This window comes from Halomonas sp. YLB-10 (assembly GCF_003856855.1).
GTDB classification, from domain to species: Bacteria; Pseudomonadota; Gammaproteobacteria; order Pseudomonadales; family Halomonadaceae; genus Halomonas; species Halomonas litopenaei.
The window spans coordinates 225,733-240,562 of sequence record NZ_RRCU01000004.1 but is presented as its reverse complement, the minus strand read 5'-3'; the positions used below and the strand labels follow the sequence as shown (position 1 = coordinate 240,562).

Annotated in this window: 13 protein-coding genes; 2 read left to right on the top strand and 11 right to left on the bottom strand. The window is 66.2% G+C overall.

Going from position 1 to position 14,830, the window contains the following annotated elements; all coding sequences use genetic code 11:
* The first annotated feature begins 243 nt into the window (after positions 1-243).
* Both EBB56_RS11030 and EBB56_RS11025 read left to right on the top strand, forming a co-directional pair.
* Positions 244-1,911 (top strand): electron transfer flavoprotein-ubiquinone oxidoreductase, encoded by a 1,668-nt coding sequence (locus EBB56_RS11030; protein ID WP_045993415.1) that lies wholly within the window; start codon positions 244-246, stop codon positions 1,909-1,911.
* A 310-nt stretch (positions 1,912-2,221) separates the two neighbouring features.
* Entirely contained in the window at positions 2,222-3,481 is a 1,260-nt protein-coding gene (locus tag EBB56_RS11025) for a dicarboxylate/amino acid:cation symporter (protein WP_124804371.1), read from the top strand.
* 201 nt (positions 3,482-3,682) lie between these two features.
* Here the strand turns inward: EBB56_RS11025 and EBB56_RS11020 are convergent, their stop codons facing one another.
* The 11 genes from EBB56_RS11020 to fabG all read right to left on the bottom strand — a co-directional run bounded on the left by EBB56_RS11020 (position 3,683) and on the right by fabG (position 14,784).
* On the bottom strand, positions 3,683-4,543 hold the full coding sequence (locus EBB56_RS11020) for a sulfurtransferase (protein ID WP_124804370.1): 861 nt from the start codon (positions 4,541-4,543) through the stop codon (positions 3,683-3,685).
* Between the two features lie 166 nt (positions 4,544-4,709).
* Entirely contained in the window at positions 4,710-6,914 is a 2,205-nt protein-coding gene (locus EBB56_RS11015; protein WP_124804369.1) for an ATP-dependent helicase, read from the bottom strand.
* The gene (locus tag EBB56_RS11010) at positions 6,914-7,504 is read right to left on the bottom strand and encodes a DUF1285 domain-containing protein (RefSeq protein ID WP_124804368.1); all 591 of its coding nucleotides are present in this window, start codon (positions 7,502-7,504) and stop codon (positions 6,914-6,916) included. Before EBB56_RS11010 ends, EBB56_RS11015 begins: the two co-directional genes overlap by 1 nt.
* A 95-nt stretch (positions 7,505-7,599) precedes the next feature.
* Positions 7,600-8,436, bottom strand: a complete 837-nt coding sequence (locus tag EBB56_RS11005; RefSeq protein WP_108132686.1) for a TatD family hydrolase — start codon at positions 8,434-8,436, stop codon at positions 7,600-7,602.
* 106 nt (positions 8,437-8,542) lie between these two features.
* A complete protein-coding gene (locus EBB56_RS11000; RefSeq protein ID WP_124804367.1) occupies positions 8,543-9,544 on the bottom strand; it encodes a DNA polymerase III subunit delta' in 1,002 nt (333 codons plus the stop codon).
* Complete coding sequence (gene tmk, locus EBB56_RS10995) at positions 9,535-10,215, bottom strand: dTMP kinase (RefSeq protein WP_124804366.1); 681 nt, start codon at positions 10,213-10,215, stop codon at positions 9,535-9,537. Before tmk ends, EBB56_RS11000 begins: the two co-directional genes overlap by 10 nt.
* Positions 10,216-10,247: 32 nt before the next feature.
* Positions 10,248-11,252 (bottom strand): endolytic transglycosylase MltG, encoded by a 1,005-nt coding sequence (mltG, locus tag EBB56_RS10990; RefSeq protein WP_108447681.1) that lies wholly within the window; start codon positions 11,250-11,252, stop codon positions 10,248-10,250.
* A gap of 106 nt (positions 11,253-11,358) precedes the next feature.
* Entirely contained in the window at positions 11,359-12,177 is an 819-nt protein-coding gene (pabC, locus tag EBB56_RS10985; RefSeq protein ID WP_124804365.1) for an aminodeoxychorismate lyase, read from the bottom strand.
* Positions 12,178-12,180: 3 nt separating this feature from the next.
* Positions 12,181-13,419 (bottom strand): beta-ketoacyl-ACP synthase II, encoded by a 1,239-nt coding sequence (gene fabF, locus EBB56_RS10980; protein WP_108447679.1) that lies wholly within the window; start codon positions 13,417-13,419, stop codon positions 12,181-12,183.
* A gap of 266 nt (positions 13,420-13,685) precedes the next feature.
* Positions 13,686-13,919, bottom strand: a complete 234-nt coding sequence (gene acpP / locus EBB56_RS10975) for an acyl carrier protein (RefSeq protein ID WP_021820799.1) — start codon at positions 13,917-13,919, stop codon at positions 13,686-13,688.
* A gap of 121 nt (positions 13,920-14,040) precedes the next feature.
* On the bottom strand, positions 14,041-14,784 hold the full coding sequence (fabG, locus tag EBB56_RS10970) for a 3-oxoacyl-ACP reductase FabG (RefSeq protein WP_045993432.1): 744 nt from the start codon (positions 14,782-14,784) through the stop codon (positions 14,041-14,043).
* Positions 14,785-14,830: the final 46 nt, after the last annotated feature.

The window sequence follows — 14,830 nt, the reverse complement described above, 5'->3', positions numbered from 1 at the left end:
GCCCTTATGCGTTTCATGCAAGCGTTTGATAGGGGCTCGGTGCGTACCTTCAATGTGCCACAGGCCGGGCCTTGGCAACAATCCCCGCATGCCGAGTCGACCATTGGGGAGGGTCGACCATCGTAAGGATGACCCGACGACGCTATTATGCCTATCATGGGACACACCGTGAAGCAAACGACCGTTTAAAATCTGTACGACGTTGGTGGCACCCCGACGTCACGCCGAGGAGGAAAGCACCCGATGGCAGAACAAGTAGAACGCGACACCATGGAGTTCGACGTGGTCATCGTCGGCGCTGGTCCGTCTGGACTGGCCGCCGCCTGCCGACTGATGCAGCAGGCCAACGAGGCCGAGCAGGAGCTGACCGTCTGCGTGGTCGAGAAGGGCTCCGAGGTGGGCGCCCATATTCTGTCCGGAGCGGTGCTCGAGCCCCGCGCGCTATTCGAGCTGTTCCCCGACTGGGAGGAGCGCGGCGCCCCGCTGACCACCCCGGCGGTACGTGACGAGCTGTACCTGCTCAAGGACGCCGAGAAGGCCCAGAAGCTGCCCAACGCGCTGGTGCCCAAGAGCATGCACAACACCGGGGGCGACATCACCCGCTATGTGATCAGCGCCGGCAACCTGTGCCGCTGGCTGGCCGAACAGGCAGAGTCCCTGGGCGTCGAGATCTTCCCGGGCTTCGCCGCCCAGGACGCCATCGTCGAGGACGGCGTGGTACGCGGCATCCTGACCGGCGACATGGGCGTGGCCGCCGACGGCAGCGAGAAAGGTGGCTACGCACCGGGCATGGAGCTTCGTGCGAAATACACTCTGTTCGCCGAGGGCGCCCGTGGCCACATCGGCAAGCGCCTGATCCGCGAATTCCGCCTGGACGAGGGCAAGGATCCCCAGCACTACGGCATCGGTCTCAAGGAATTGTGGGACGTACCGGCGGAACAGCACGAGCCAGGGCTGGTGCTGCACGGCTCCGGCTGGCCGCTGGACAAGAACACCCACGGCGGCTGGTTTCTCTACCACGCCGAGAACCAGCAGGTGGTGGTCGGCCTGATCATGGACCTGGCCTACCAGAACCCCTACCTGTCGCCGTTCGACGAGTTCCAGCGGATGAAGCACCACCCGGTGCTCAAGCGCTACCTGGAAGGCGGCAAGCGGGTGGCCTACGGGGCCCGTGCCATCGCCAAGGGCGGCCTCAACTGCCTGCCGAAGATGACCTTCCCCGGCGGGCTGCTGATCGGCTGTGACGCCGGCACCCTCAACTTCGCCAAGATCAAGGGCATCCACACCGCCATGAAGTCCGGTCTGGTGGCGGCAGAAAGCGTGTTCGAGTCGCTCAAGGACGGCAACGAGGGCGGCGACGAACTCAAGGCGTTCGAGGCCAGGTGGCAGGACAGCTGGGCCTACAAGGAACTCGAGCAGACCGCCAGCTTCGGTCCCGCGATCCACAAGTACGGCACCGTGGGCGGTGGCGCCTACAACTTCGTCGATCAGTTGCTCGGCGGCAAGTTGCCCAGGGTCCACGACACCACTGCGGACCATGCGGCGCTCAAGCCCGCCAGCGAGTTCGAGAAGATCGACTACCCCAAGCCCGACGGCAAGCTGTCCTTCGACAAGCCCTCCTCGGTGTTCCTGTCCAACACCAATCACGAGGAAGACCAGCCCTGCCACCTCAAGCTCGAGGATTCGGAAATTCCGATCCACAAGAACCTGCCGGAGTACGCCGAGCCCGCTCAGCGCTACTGCCCCGCCGGGGTCTACGAAGTGGTCGAGGGTGACGATGGCCAGCCGCGTTTCCAGATCAACTTCCAGAACTGCGTCCACTGCAAGACCTGCGACATCAAGGACCCCGCCCAGAACATCACTTGGGTCGCCCCGGAAGGCGGCGGTGGTCCCAACTATCCCAATATGTGATCGCGGGCGGGCCGCGTCGCTGCCGAACGCGGCCCAACCATGACCCAGGGCGTTGACACGCCCGTTAGCCAACACCCTCAGCGGACGGGCCCAGCCCCGTCCGTTTTTTTATTGCAGGGCATACACTTAACGTCATAACAAATCGGTCTATTGGGCTTCTTGCCAAGACATCGCCGAGCCCTAATAGTGTGCCCCCTTATCGATCGCCCCCGCTGCCGAACACCCGCCTTGTCATCGGCCTATCCGGCCGAGCTCCAGGCCAGGGACAGCGACACGGCAGCCGTGATCGAGGCCGCTACAGGGAGATACCATGGCCCACACCCGTCAAATACTGCTGGCCCTGATCCTCGGGATCCTGGCCGGCGGCGCCGTCAATCTGTTCCTGCCCCAGTGGGCGGGAGTCCTGGATACCCAACTACTGACCCCGCTGGGTCAGGTATTTCTGCGCCTTCTGCAGTTTATCGTGGTGCCGCTGGTATTCTGCGCTCTGGTACTGAGCTTTACCCAGGTCGATCGCAGCGAAAGCGTCGGGCGCTACGCCGGCAAGCTGCTGGTGCTCTATGTGCTGACCAGCGCGGTGGCCCTGGCCATCGGTATGGGCATGGCCGCCTGGCTGACCCCGGGCCTCGGCGTGGACAGCGCTCAGGCCGCCGGCGTCGAGGCCCGCGACCCGACCCCGCTGGCCCAGTGGCTGGTGGGCCTGGTACCGAAAAACCCCTTTGAGGCGCTGGCCGAGGCCAACCTGCTGCAGATCATCCTGGCCGCCGCCCTGGTCGGCGTGGCCGCCCGCCAGCTACCGGAACAGAGCCGGCCGCTGGTCTCGCTGCTGCAGAGCGGCTACGACGTGACCCTCAAGATCCTGTCGATGGTACTCAAGCTCGCCCCCATCGGTGTGTTCGCGCTGATCGCCTCGGTGGTGGCCACCCAGGGGTTCGACCTGCTGTTGAAGCTCGGCCTGTACGTGATCGGCCTGCTGGCGGCCATCGGCGCCATGGCGGTGTTCTATCTGGCCCTGCTGGCGATCACAGGTGCCCGCCCCCTGGCCTACCTGCGCCACTTCGGCGAGGCCCTGAGCTTTGCCATTGGCACCGCCAGCTCCAACGCCACCCTGCCGATCGCCCTCAACAATGCCCGGGCCTACGGTGCACCACACCAGCTCAGCGCCTTCGCCCTGCCCTTCGGGACCGCCCTCAAACGCGACGGCGCCGCCGTGCTCCAGGGCTTCAATGCGCTCTTCGTGGCGCAGCTGTTCGGCGTCGAGGTGACCCTGACCCTGGCCGCCACCATCTTCACCACCGGCCTGCTGGTATCCTTCTCCACCGCTGGCGTGCCGGGCGCGGGCCTGGTGGCCATGAGCACCGTACTGTCGGCTGCAGGGCTGCCGCTGGAGGGCGTCGCCGTGGTCGCCGGGGTGGACCGCTTCACCGATGGCTTCCGCACCTCTCTGAACGTGATGGGCAATACCGCCAACGCCATGCTGCTGAGCCGTCTGGAGGGCCGCCACCACGCCGCCCACCCAGCCGCTCACCCAGACTCTGGCCAGACAGGCGCCAGCGAGGCCGGCCGCTAGACGATGAACCGACAGGGCCCGGCTGCGCAGGAGAGCCAGGCCCCACCTCGACCAGGTTCTGATGATTGATTCAGCGCCAGCACCATCAACGAGCACGGCCCCGTCACCTGATGACGGGGCCGTGCTCGTTGATGGTGCTGGCGCTGAAGGACCGCTGTAGGCGCCACAAGGCGGCGCCAGCAAGGGACGTCAGCAGTGGCGTCAGGAAGCGGTGGCGGGGCCGGTCTCGGCCGGGCGTGCGGGATCGCCGCTCCACTCGCTCCAGGAGCCGACATAGAGCCGCGGGGCCGGCAGACCCGCCAGGCGATAGGCGAGAATGTCATGGCAGGCGGTAACGCCGGAGCCGCAGTAGGCAATCACGCCAGGATCCTGCTGCGACGTCTGGGGCAGTTCTCTTGCTAGAGCCTCCGGCGACTTGAAGCGTCCATTGTCGTCGAGATTGAGGCTACAGGGACGATTGACCGCACCGGGGATATGCCCCGCTCGGGGGTCCATCGGCTCGACCTCGCCGCGATAGCGCTCACCGGCCCGGGCGTCCACCTTAAGCGCCGCAGTCGACGCCATCTCCTCGAGGACGACGAAACGACTGTCGTCGAATTCGGGTGTCCACTGCGACGGCGCAGGAGGCGCCCCCTCCCCCACCTCCCAGTCGCCATTGATGCTCTCCCAGGCGGCGAGGCCACCGTCGAGCAGGCGCACCCGCGGGTGGCCGGCCCACTCGCTCAGCATCCACCAGGCCCGCGCCGCCGCCAGCTGGCCGCCGGCATCATCGAGCACCACCACCTCGCGCTCAGGCGCAACGCCCAGCCGCTGAAGGGTCGCGGTGAAGTCGGCGTGGCTCGGCAAGGGGTGTCGTCCGCCAGCCCCGGAGCCAGCGTCCCTGGGTCCGGACAGGTCACGGTCCAGATCCAGGTGCAGACTGCCGGGAACATGGGCCTGACGCCACAGCGCCGCCCCGGCATCGGGGTCGTTCAAGCGCACGCGGCAGTCCAGCACCAGCGGCGGGGTGTCGCCGTCTAGCGCGTGTCGCAGGCTATCGGCGTCGATCAAGGGATGGGTCATGACGAACTCCTTCTCATGTCAGAACACTGTCTGGTGGCGCAAGGCTTTATCGCACCGGAGCCTTATCGTATCGAAGCGCTTTTGCGCGTCTCGACAAGAGGCCCGCGTCCTGTCCAGCCGGCACGGGGCAAGGCCTGAAGGCGCCCCGCTCGCGAAGCCGCCCTGATCAGGCGCTCGACAGCCGCTCGATCGGGGCGCGATGGGCGATCAGGCGGCGCTTGCCGGCACGATCGAAGCGCACCTCGATGACCGGATTGGCGGGGTCGCCTTCCACCAAGGCGACCTCACCGTCACCGAAGACGCCGTGGCGAATGCGCTCACCCACCTGGTAATGGCCATTGCCTGGCGCTCGCTCAAGCGCCTTGATCGGCAGCGGCTGCCCCAGGGCATTCAGATAGCGCCCCACCAGTGCCGGCTCGGCGACGCTCACCTCCTCGGGGTCGGCTCCGTCAGCGCATCGGTACAGCGCCCTGGCCACGGCGCTGGCGTCGCGGCAGGCGCTCTCCTGGATAAAGCGGCTGGGACGATGATCGCCGCCATCGTGGAGGATGACCAGGCGTTCGATGGCCCGGGTGATGGCCACATAGTAGAGCCTGCGCTCTTCCTCGAGACGCTCGGGGGACAGGGGGTTGTCACGACTGTAGTGGGGAAAGTCCTCTTCATTGACCGCCCCCACCATCACCAGCGGCCACTCCAGGCCCTTGGCGCCATGAACCGTATTGATCAACACCCCTTCGTTGCGGTTCTGCACCGGGCGCCGCAGCAGCTCGATAAAGGTGGCGATGTCGCCGACCTCCCGAGCCTGCTCGATCAGGACGTCGAGCAGGCGCACGTCCTCCTCGCCCTTGTCGCGGCGGGAGGCGGCGCGCTTGAGCACCTTTTCCGCCTCGACCTCCGCGACCACGTGCTCGAGCAGCGCGTCGGCGGACAGATGGGCAAGCTTCGGCAGCTCGCACAGCAGTTGCCAGCGACGCTTGAGGGTGCGCTTCTGGTGGGGCTTCAGTCGCGCCAGCAGCGCGTCGCCCGGCCCTGGCCAGGTCTGGGTGTCGGCCAGGCGCTGGACCAGGCCAGCGAGCACTTCACGTGGTACGAAGCAGGTCGGCTGGGCAAACATCGGCATCAGCGCACCGGCGTCGCGCAGTTGCTCGGGCGACAGCGCCAGCGATAGATAGCCGGCCAGAGCCTCCACCAGCGGCAGGCGAAAGACGAAGCGATCCTCCCGGGCCAGGCGAAAGGGAATGCCTTCGCGCAACAGCGCCAGCTGCATCGGCACCGACAGGGTCCAGCTACGTACCAGCAGACAGGCTTCGTCGAGACGACGGCCGGCTTCCACCCAGCGCTTGAGTCCATCGAGGAAGGCACTGGCGCCCCGTGCGACCTTGAGCTCGGTACGCGGATTGGTGGGCGCCGCCAGGCATAGCTGGTCCGGGCGACGCGGGTTGCCGGCGATGGCATGATTGGCGGCCAGCGCCAAGGCGTGACCATGGCGAAAGGTGGTCAACAAGGGGTAGTCGGTGGCGGCACCAAAGATCCGGGTAAAGTTCTCGAGCATGGCCTCCGGGTGGGCGCCGCGCCATTCGTAAATGCACTGGTTGGCGTCACCCACCGCCATCACCGAAGCCTGGTCGCCGGCCAGCACCGCCAACAACCGCTGCTGGGCAGCATTGATGTCCTGATACTCGTCGATGATCACATGGTCGAGGAAGCCCTGAACCCGCTGGCGCAGCGCGGGATCACCTTCGAGTGCCAGCAGCGGTCGATACAGCAGATCCGAATAGGTCATCACGCCGTGATCGGCCAGCAAGGTCTCGAGGCACTGGTGGGCGACGACGAAGTGGCGAGTCCCCTCGCCGAGCTCGAGCCGCTCATACAGCAACTGGGGGTCGATCACCTCGGCCTTGACCAGCGAACAGAAGTGGGCGAGTTCTTCGATGCGATCGGGCTCGAGCGCGGCGTCGCGATCCTCGTCGACCTGGGCCAACGCCTCCAGGGTCGCCTGGCGCAGCAGTCGCTCCTGCTGCCAGTCTGCGGTCAGCAGTTCGCGCCGTGGCAGCGCGCCCCAGCGGGTCAGGCTCTGACTCAGACGATGACCGAGAGAGTGAAAGGTACGCACCTCCGGCAGTTCCATACCGGGTTCGGCCATGGCCACCAGACGGCGCTGAAAGTCTTCCCGGGCGGCGCGGTTGAACATCAGCACCATCATGCGCCGGGCGCTGACTCCGTGGGACAGCAGGTGCAGCACCCTGGCCACCAGGGTGGTGGTCTTGCCCGCTCCGGCCACCGCCGCGACCCTGGCGTGGCCTGCCGGGTGGGCGACAACGCAGCGTTGTTCGGGCGTCAGCGCGAGCCGCTCCAATGCAGGTGAAGCCATCAGTGCGCGTCACCCTCCAGGCGTCCCAGCGGCTGCCACACGCCGTCGCTGGTAAGCCCCAGCTCGCCGCGCTCGGTGCACGCTTCGGCCTGCTCGACCAGACGGTAGAAGACGTTACGCCCGAGTCGAGCACTCACGCCATAGGGCAGGCACACCTCGGGCACCTCCTCGCCCGCCGGTGTCGTCGACAGCGACAGTCGATACTCATGACCCAGGGCGATACGCTCGCCGACGTTGGTGGTCAGCCACCAGCGCTTGTCTACGTGGTCTTCTGGCTGGCCTTTTGACTGGCCTTCCCGCTGAGCGTCTGCCTGCTCGGCCTCCAATACCACGAAGGCGGTGTCCTCGACGCTGATCCGCCACTTTTCGATAGGCGTGACCAGGTAGTGGTGGCCGTCGTCCTCCCGTCGCAGGATGCGCGCGAACAGGCGCACCAGCTCAGGACGCTGGATCGGACTGCCTTCGTGGATCCAGCGCCCGTCTCGGGCGATCACCAGGTCCATCTCGCCACTCGCTTCGGGCTGCCAGTCGGACAAGGGCGGGCGCTCACCAAGCTCGGCGATGCCGTTCAGGATGTGATCGAGTTGCATGGAGGCTACCTCGTCGAGTTATCGCTCAAGGCCCGGCCAACAGACCGGTGCCAGTGCCGACCGGGGCCGTGGGCCCTGTTCACAACAAAGCCCGCTTAGCCCTGGTCCACAAAGCCCGCGTCGCGAAGGGCCTGCTTGAGGTCCTCCGGGGCGGCAGGCTGGGCCTTGGGAAACAGCCGGTAGAAGTTGGCGGTGGTCTGCATCGCCACCTCTTCCACGCTGATTCCCCGCTCGTCGGCGATGCATTGGGCCACGTCGACCACCCAGGCCGGCTCGTTGGGCTTGCCACGGTGCGGCACCGGCGCCAGATAGGGACTGTCGGTCTCGATCAGCAGACGATCCAGCGGTACTTTTCTGGCCACCTCGCGCAGCGACTCGGCGGTGCGAAAGGTGACGATCCCCGACAAGGAGATATAAAAGCCCAGGCGCACCGCATCCCGCGCCATCTCGAGGTCCTCGGTGAAGCAGTGCAGCACCCCGCCGACCTCGGGATCGCTGTACTGACGAATCAGCGAGAGCGTGTCCTCCCTCGCTTCCCGGGTATGCACCACGATCGGCAGCGACAGCTCGGTGGCGGCCTGCAGATGGCGAGCGAAACGCTCGTGCTGCACCTCGGCGGGAACACTGTCGTAATGATAGTCCAGTCCCGATTCGCCGATGGCCACGGCGCCATGCTCCTTGGCGCAGGCGACAATCTCGGCAACGCCGGGTTCGTGCTCCACCTGATGCAGTGGATGCACCCCGGCGGAGATCACCACATCGTCGTGGGCCTGGCGAATTGCGGCCAGTTCGGGCACGCCGTCGAGGGTCACGCTGATGGCCAGGAACTGCTGGACGCCGCGCTCGCGGGCGGCGTCCAGGGCCCGCGACAGATCGCCGCCATGGGTATCAGGAGAAAGGCGATCGAGATGGCAGTGGGAATCGACGAACATGAAGATCTCTCGGGGCTTGAATACGGATGTCAGGGACGAATACCGGCGACGATGATCAGAGACGCCAGTGAGCCTCCGGGGAGGACGTCTGGGCACACGACGTCGCTCAGGAACGCAACAGGGCCGCCCAGCGGACCAGCCAGGCCTCGAGCACCAGTTGCGGGTTGGGATTGCCGCCTCCACTGAGCAACCGACGCTGCTCACGGGCGTAGTCGAGCAGGCGGAACCAGTCGCGCACCCGGCCATTTTTCACCGCCTGACGATAGAGCGGTGCCAGGTCGGGGTTTCTGAGGCCTTCAGGCTCGCCGGAAAGCCCCAGGCGAATCAGATCCTCCAGCCAGGCGATACCGTACCACAGGATGGCATCGATGGCCTGGCGGTCCAGCCGGGCCGCCTCGGCCACCGGTTCGGCGCCACGTACCAGGGCGTCGAAGGTCTCGTGCAGCTGTTGACGCAGCGCCCGCGAGCCCGGCTCGGCCAGCTGTCGCGCTGCCAGCGGAAACCCACCGGCGGCTCGAAACCAGAAGCGTGCTTCGTCCTCGGAACCGAGTTCCTTCGACAGCCAGTCCAGGCAGTCTTCGAGTTCCGGCGGCTTGAGCATCCACTGCTGGCAGCGCGAACGGATCGTCGGCAGCAGGTGAGACGGCATGTCGGAGACCAGCACGAAAAGGGTGTCCTGCCCCGGCTCCTCCAGGCTCTTCAGCAGGGCGTTGGACGCGGCCACGTTCATCGCCTCGGCAGGACGGATCTCGATGACCCGGTGCCCACCCTGCTGAGCGGTCTGGGAGACGAAGCCATTGACCTGACGGATCGGGTCGATGCGAATCATCCGCTTGCCCTCCTCCGGCGCCACCCGCAGCAGGTCAGGATGGTAGCCCGAGGCCAGCATATGGCAACTGTGGCACTCACCGCAGGCGGTCTCGCCTGGGCGGGCACACAGGGCGCGGGCAATCAGTGCCTCGGCCAGGGACTGCTTGCCGAGCCCGCGGGGGCCCGACAGCAGCACGGCATGGGGCAGACGACCGGCGTCCATCAGCCGCACCAGTTCGTGCCAGCGCGGCGCCAGCCAGGGCATCGGCGGCTGGGCGACGCTACTACTCACGTCCATTGCGCCACCCGCTCGTCCAGTACCCGCTTGATCCGCCGCTGCACCTCTTCGAGGCTGGCGTCAGCGTCGATCCTGACCATCCGCTGCGGTGCCTGCTCGGCCCGGGCCAGGTAGGCCAGGCGCACCCGCTCGAAAAAATCGCGGCGCTCCTGCTCGAAGCGATCCTTGCGCGTGCCGGTGCGGTCCAGACGACCCGCCAGGCGACGCTCCGCCGCGTCCAGCGGCATGTCCAGCAACAGCGTCAGATCCGGCGTCAGCTCACCCTGGACCAGACGTTCGAGCTGGACGATGCGCTCGAACGGCAGGCCTCGACCGCCGCCCTGGTAGGCAAAGGTGGCGTCGGTGAAGCGGTCGCTGACCACCCAGGCGCCGCGCTCCAGGGCCGGGCGAATGCGCTGGGCAAGATGCTGGGCCCGTGCGGCGAACACGAGCAGCAGCTCGGCGTCACTGTCCAGCGGCTCGTCGCTGGACGCCAGCAGCAGTTCGCGAATGGCCTCGGCCCGAGGCGTCCCGCCGGGCTCGCGGGTCTGTACCACCTCGATGCCACGCGCCTCGAGGGCGGCGACCACGAAGGCCAGGTTGGTGGACTTGCCGACGCCTTCTCCGCCCTCCAGGGTAATGAAGCGCCCGCGTGCGCCGGAGGTGGGCTCGGCCGGTCGTGTCTGCGTCATGGATACCACTCCTGGTTCGGGAGACGTCCGCGTCAACGGCGCCGAATATAACGATTGACGGCGTTATTGTGCTCACGCAACGTGCGGGAGAAATGGTGGGTGCCATCTCCCTTGGCGACGAAGTACAGGGTGTCGCCCTCCTCTGGGTCGACGGCGGCCTCCAGTGCAGCCCGCCCCGGCAATGCGATCGGGGTCGGCGGCAGGCCATCGATCACGTAGGTGTTGTAGGGGGTGGCCTCGCGCAGGTCGGCCCGAGTGATATTGCCCTCGAAGCGATCGCCCATGCCGTAGATCACCGTGGGATCGGTCTGCAGCCGCATGCCACGCTCCAGGCGGCGCTTGAACACCCCGGCAATCTGACGCCGCTCTTCGGGGGCGCCGGTCTCACGCTCGATCAGCGAGGCCATGATAAGCGCCTCATACGGCGTATCGATGGGCAGATCCTCGGCGCGATCGGCCCACACTTCCTCAAGCAGGGCCTCCATGCTCTGATTGGCCTGGCGCAGAATCTCCAGATCCTCCACCCCCTTGTGGTAGGTGTAGGTATCGGGGAAGAAGCGCCCCTCCGGATGCTCGCCCTCGTGCCCCAGCGCCGTCATGATCTCGTCGTCGCTCATCTCGGCACTGGCGTGGGCCAGCTTCTCGGCCTCGGCCAGGGCCGCGCGCATCTGCTGGAAGGTCCAGCCCTCGGGAATGGTCACGCTGTAGGTGACCACCTCGGCGCTGGCGAGCTTATCGAGTACCTGCATGCCACTCATGCCTGGCTCCAGCGAGTACTCGCCGACCTTCAGCGACGGCACACGATCAGGCTCCACTCGCGTCAACAGCTTGAAGGCCCAGGCGTCGGCCAGCACACCCTGGGCCTCGAGATCATCCACCACCCGATTGAAACCGGCCCCGGGCGGCACCTCGTAGAGCATCGGTTCATCGAGGGTGATCGGAGCCTGCAGACGCGTCTGCCAATAGTGATAAGCGCCGTAGCCGCCAATAGCGGCAATGACGACAAGAGTGAGCAAGACCTTGAGCGCGGTGCGCATGGAAGTTCCTTAGTCTGGTCGCGCCGGCGCACGGCGCTTGTCTGAAGCGGTCAGAATAGTACGGCAAAGCGGATGCAGGCACCCCGGCTGGAAGCGCCCGGGTGACTCAGTCGGCCCCGGCATACCCCAGCAGGCGGTGGGCTCGGTGCTGAAAGGCGCGATGGACATCATTCAGCTCCCAGCCATGCTGGGGCTGCCCTTCGCTGTCGTCGAGCCGCGCGACGGGCCACACCCCCTGGACGCTGTTGCCAAGCCATACAGCCTCGCAGGACGAAAGCTCGTCGGCCAGCAACGGCGCCTCCACCACCGCGCCCTGTTCCAGCAAGGCGGCCCGCAGGGTACCTGCCACGCCACACTGATCCAGCGGCGGGGTCGATACCTGTTCGGCGCCCCGGGCGAGAAAGAACACGTTCATGGCGGTGGCTTCGACAAGCTGGCCTCGATCATCCTCGAGAAGCCCCTCGGCGATGTCGGGATCCCGCCACTCCGCTCGTGCCAGCACGTTCTCGAGGCGGGCCAGATGCTTGATCCCGGCCAGCACGGGCTGGCGTGCCAGGCGCAGGCGGCAGCGACGCACCCTGACCCCGGCTGCCCAGCGCTGTTGATCGGGTGCGAAGCTCGACCACACCGCCTCAAGCCTGGGGTCTGAGGACGCCGGCGGCGCGTAGCCCCGTCCACCGCTGCCCCGGGTGTAGACCAGCTTGAGCACACCAAGCCCCGGCCCCGCGCCAGCGAGGGCGGATGCCAGGGCCTCTGTACGGGGCGGGGGCAGGTCGAGCACCCGGCAGCCCTTCAGCAGTCGTGCCAGGTGCTCAGACCACAACAGCGGCGTGCCGTCGCGAACCAGCACCGTCTCGAAAAGGCCATCGCCGTAGGCCAACCCCCGATCACTCAGGGGCAATGTCGGCTCGGACGGCCTATTCATCCATCAGGCCTTCTTGAACACCAGGGTGCCATTGGTGCCGCCGAAGCCGAAGGAGTTGGACAGGGTCACGTCGACCTTGGCATCCCGGGCGGTATGCGGCACGTAGTCGAGCACACACCCTTCCTGGGGGTTGTCCAGGTTGATGGTGGGCGGCAGCGCCTGATCACGAATCGCCAGGATGCTGAAGACCGCCTCCACCGCACCGGCAGCGCCGAGCAGGTGGCCGATCATCGACTTGGTGGAGCTGACCGCGACGCTCTCGGCGGCGCTGCCCATGACCTTCTCCACCGCGCGGCTCTCGGCCAGGTCGCCGGCGGCGGTCGAGGTGCCGTGGGCGTTGATGTAGTCGATCTCGCTGGCGTCGATGCCGGCGTCCTTGATCGCGTTGGCCATGGAGGCCGCCGCGCCGCGGCCGTCTTCCGGCGGCAGGGTCATGTGGTAGGCGTCATCGCTCATGCCGAAGCCGATCAGCTCGGCGTAGATGGTCGCCCCACGTGCCTTGGCGTGTTCGTACTCTTCCAGCACCACCACGCCGGCGCCGTCGGACAGCACGAAGCCGTCGCGATCCTTGTCCCAGGGGCGGCTGGCCGCCTGGGGATCGTCATTGCGGGTGGACAGTGCCCGCGCGGCGGAGAAGCCGCCCAGCCCCAACGGTGTGGTCGCCATCTCGGCACCGCCACAGACCATCACGTCGGCGTCGCCGTAAGCGATGGTGCGGGCGCTGTAGCCGATATTGTGGGTACCGGTGGTGCAGGCGGTGGTGATGGCGATATTGGGGCCACGGAAGCCGTGCTGAATCGCCAGATTGCCCGAGATCATGTTGATGATGGAGCCGGGCACGAAGAACGGCGAGATACGCCGGGCGCCGCTCTTGTTGAGTGCGTTGTGGTTGTGCTCGATCATCGGCAGCCCACCGATCCCCGAGCCGATGGCCACGCCGATGCGATCGGCATTTTCCTCGGTGCACTCGATACCGGCGTCCTCGATGGCCTGAGCCCCCGCGGCAATACCGTACTGGATGAACAGGTCCATCTTCCTGGCATCCTTGGGGTTCAGGTAGGGGCTGATATCAAAGTCCTTCACCGAACCGCCGAAGCGCGTGTTGAAGCCGCTGACATCGAAGTGCTCGATGGGCGCCACACCGCTCTTGCCGGCCAGGATGCTGTCCCAGCTTTCCTTGACGGTGTTGCCCACCGGTGTGACCAGGCCGAGGCCCGTCACCACTACCCTTCTACGAGACATCAGCTTTCCTCCAGACATCCAAAAAGTTACGGCCCAACTGTGGAGGACCGTCGGTTGCGCGCATTATACCCGAGACACAGGCCGCTGTGCTCCCCCCGGCGCCGAGGCTTTACCGGGAACGCTGGCACAGGACCCTGCCTTCGAGGCCTGGACACGCAAAAGCCGCCCTGGCGAACCAGGACGGCTTCCGCGGGGATTGCATCCCCGCCTTTCAGCAAGCGGCCATCGCCGCCACCGGCAGACTGACTCGGAACACCGAGCCGGTCTTACTGGTTGGCGTTGACGTAGTCGATCGCTTCCTGAACGGTGGTAATCTTCTCGGCTTCTTCATCAGGAATTTCGGTATCGAATTCCTCTTCCAGCGCCATCACCAGCTCAACGGTGTCCAGGGAATCAGCGCCCAGGTCCTCGGTGAAGGAAGAGGAGTTCTGAATATCTTCTTCCTTGACGTTCAGGCGCTCTGCCACAACTTTCTTCACGCGCTCTTCGATGGTGCTCATTTAGACATACTCCAGTCGTTCACGTTAGCCGTTCTGATGACCAGCTGGTTAATTCCGCAAGTAAACTGCGGGGTAGTTTATAGACCCCTTCGGGTCGACGCAACACACGCAGGAAGCGCATTCAGCGCATGTTCATCCCGCCATTGACGTGCAGGGTTTCGCCAGTGATATAGGCTGCGCTATCGCTGGTCAAGAACCCGACCGCCGCGGCGATTTCCTCGGGCTGCCCCAGACGCGCCAGAGGCACCTGCCCCTTGAGCATCGTCTGCTGATCCTCGGACAGCGCCTGGGTCATGTCGGTGGCAATAAAGCCAGGCGCCACGGCGTTGACGGTGATGGCACGGGAGGCCACCTCGCGCGCCAGCGCCCGGGTGAAGCCTTCCATGCCCGCCTTGGCGGCAGCATAGTTGCTTTGGCCGGCGTTGCCCATGGTGGCGACCACCGAACTGACGGATACGATACGGCCCCAACGGGCCTTGCTCATGCCGCGCAGGCAGGCCTTGCTGAGGCGAAAGACCGACTTGAGGTTGGCGTCGAGCACGCCATCCCACTCGTCTTCCTTCATCCGCATCAGCAGGTTGTCTCGGGTGATACCGGCGTTGTTGACCAGGATGGTCGGCGCACCAAACTCATCGTTGATCGACTTCAGCAGCGCTTCGACGCTGGTCGGATCGGTGACGTCGAGGCGGCGCCCTGCGCCCTGAAACCCCTGTTCCTTGAGGTCCGCATCGATGCGGTCGGCACCGGCATCGGTGGTGGCGGTGCCGATCACGATGCGACCCTGCCGCCCCAGCTCGTGGGCGATGGCACGGCCGATACCGCGGCTGGCCCCGGTAATCAGGGCGACTCTAGGCTCGGTTGTCATGGTCACTTCCATTGCTTCGTCGTTGTCGCCCGGCACAGCGCCGGGC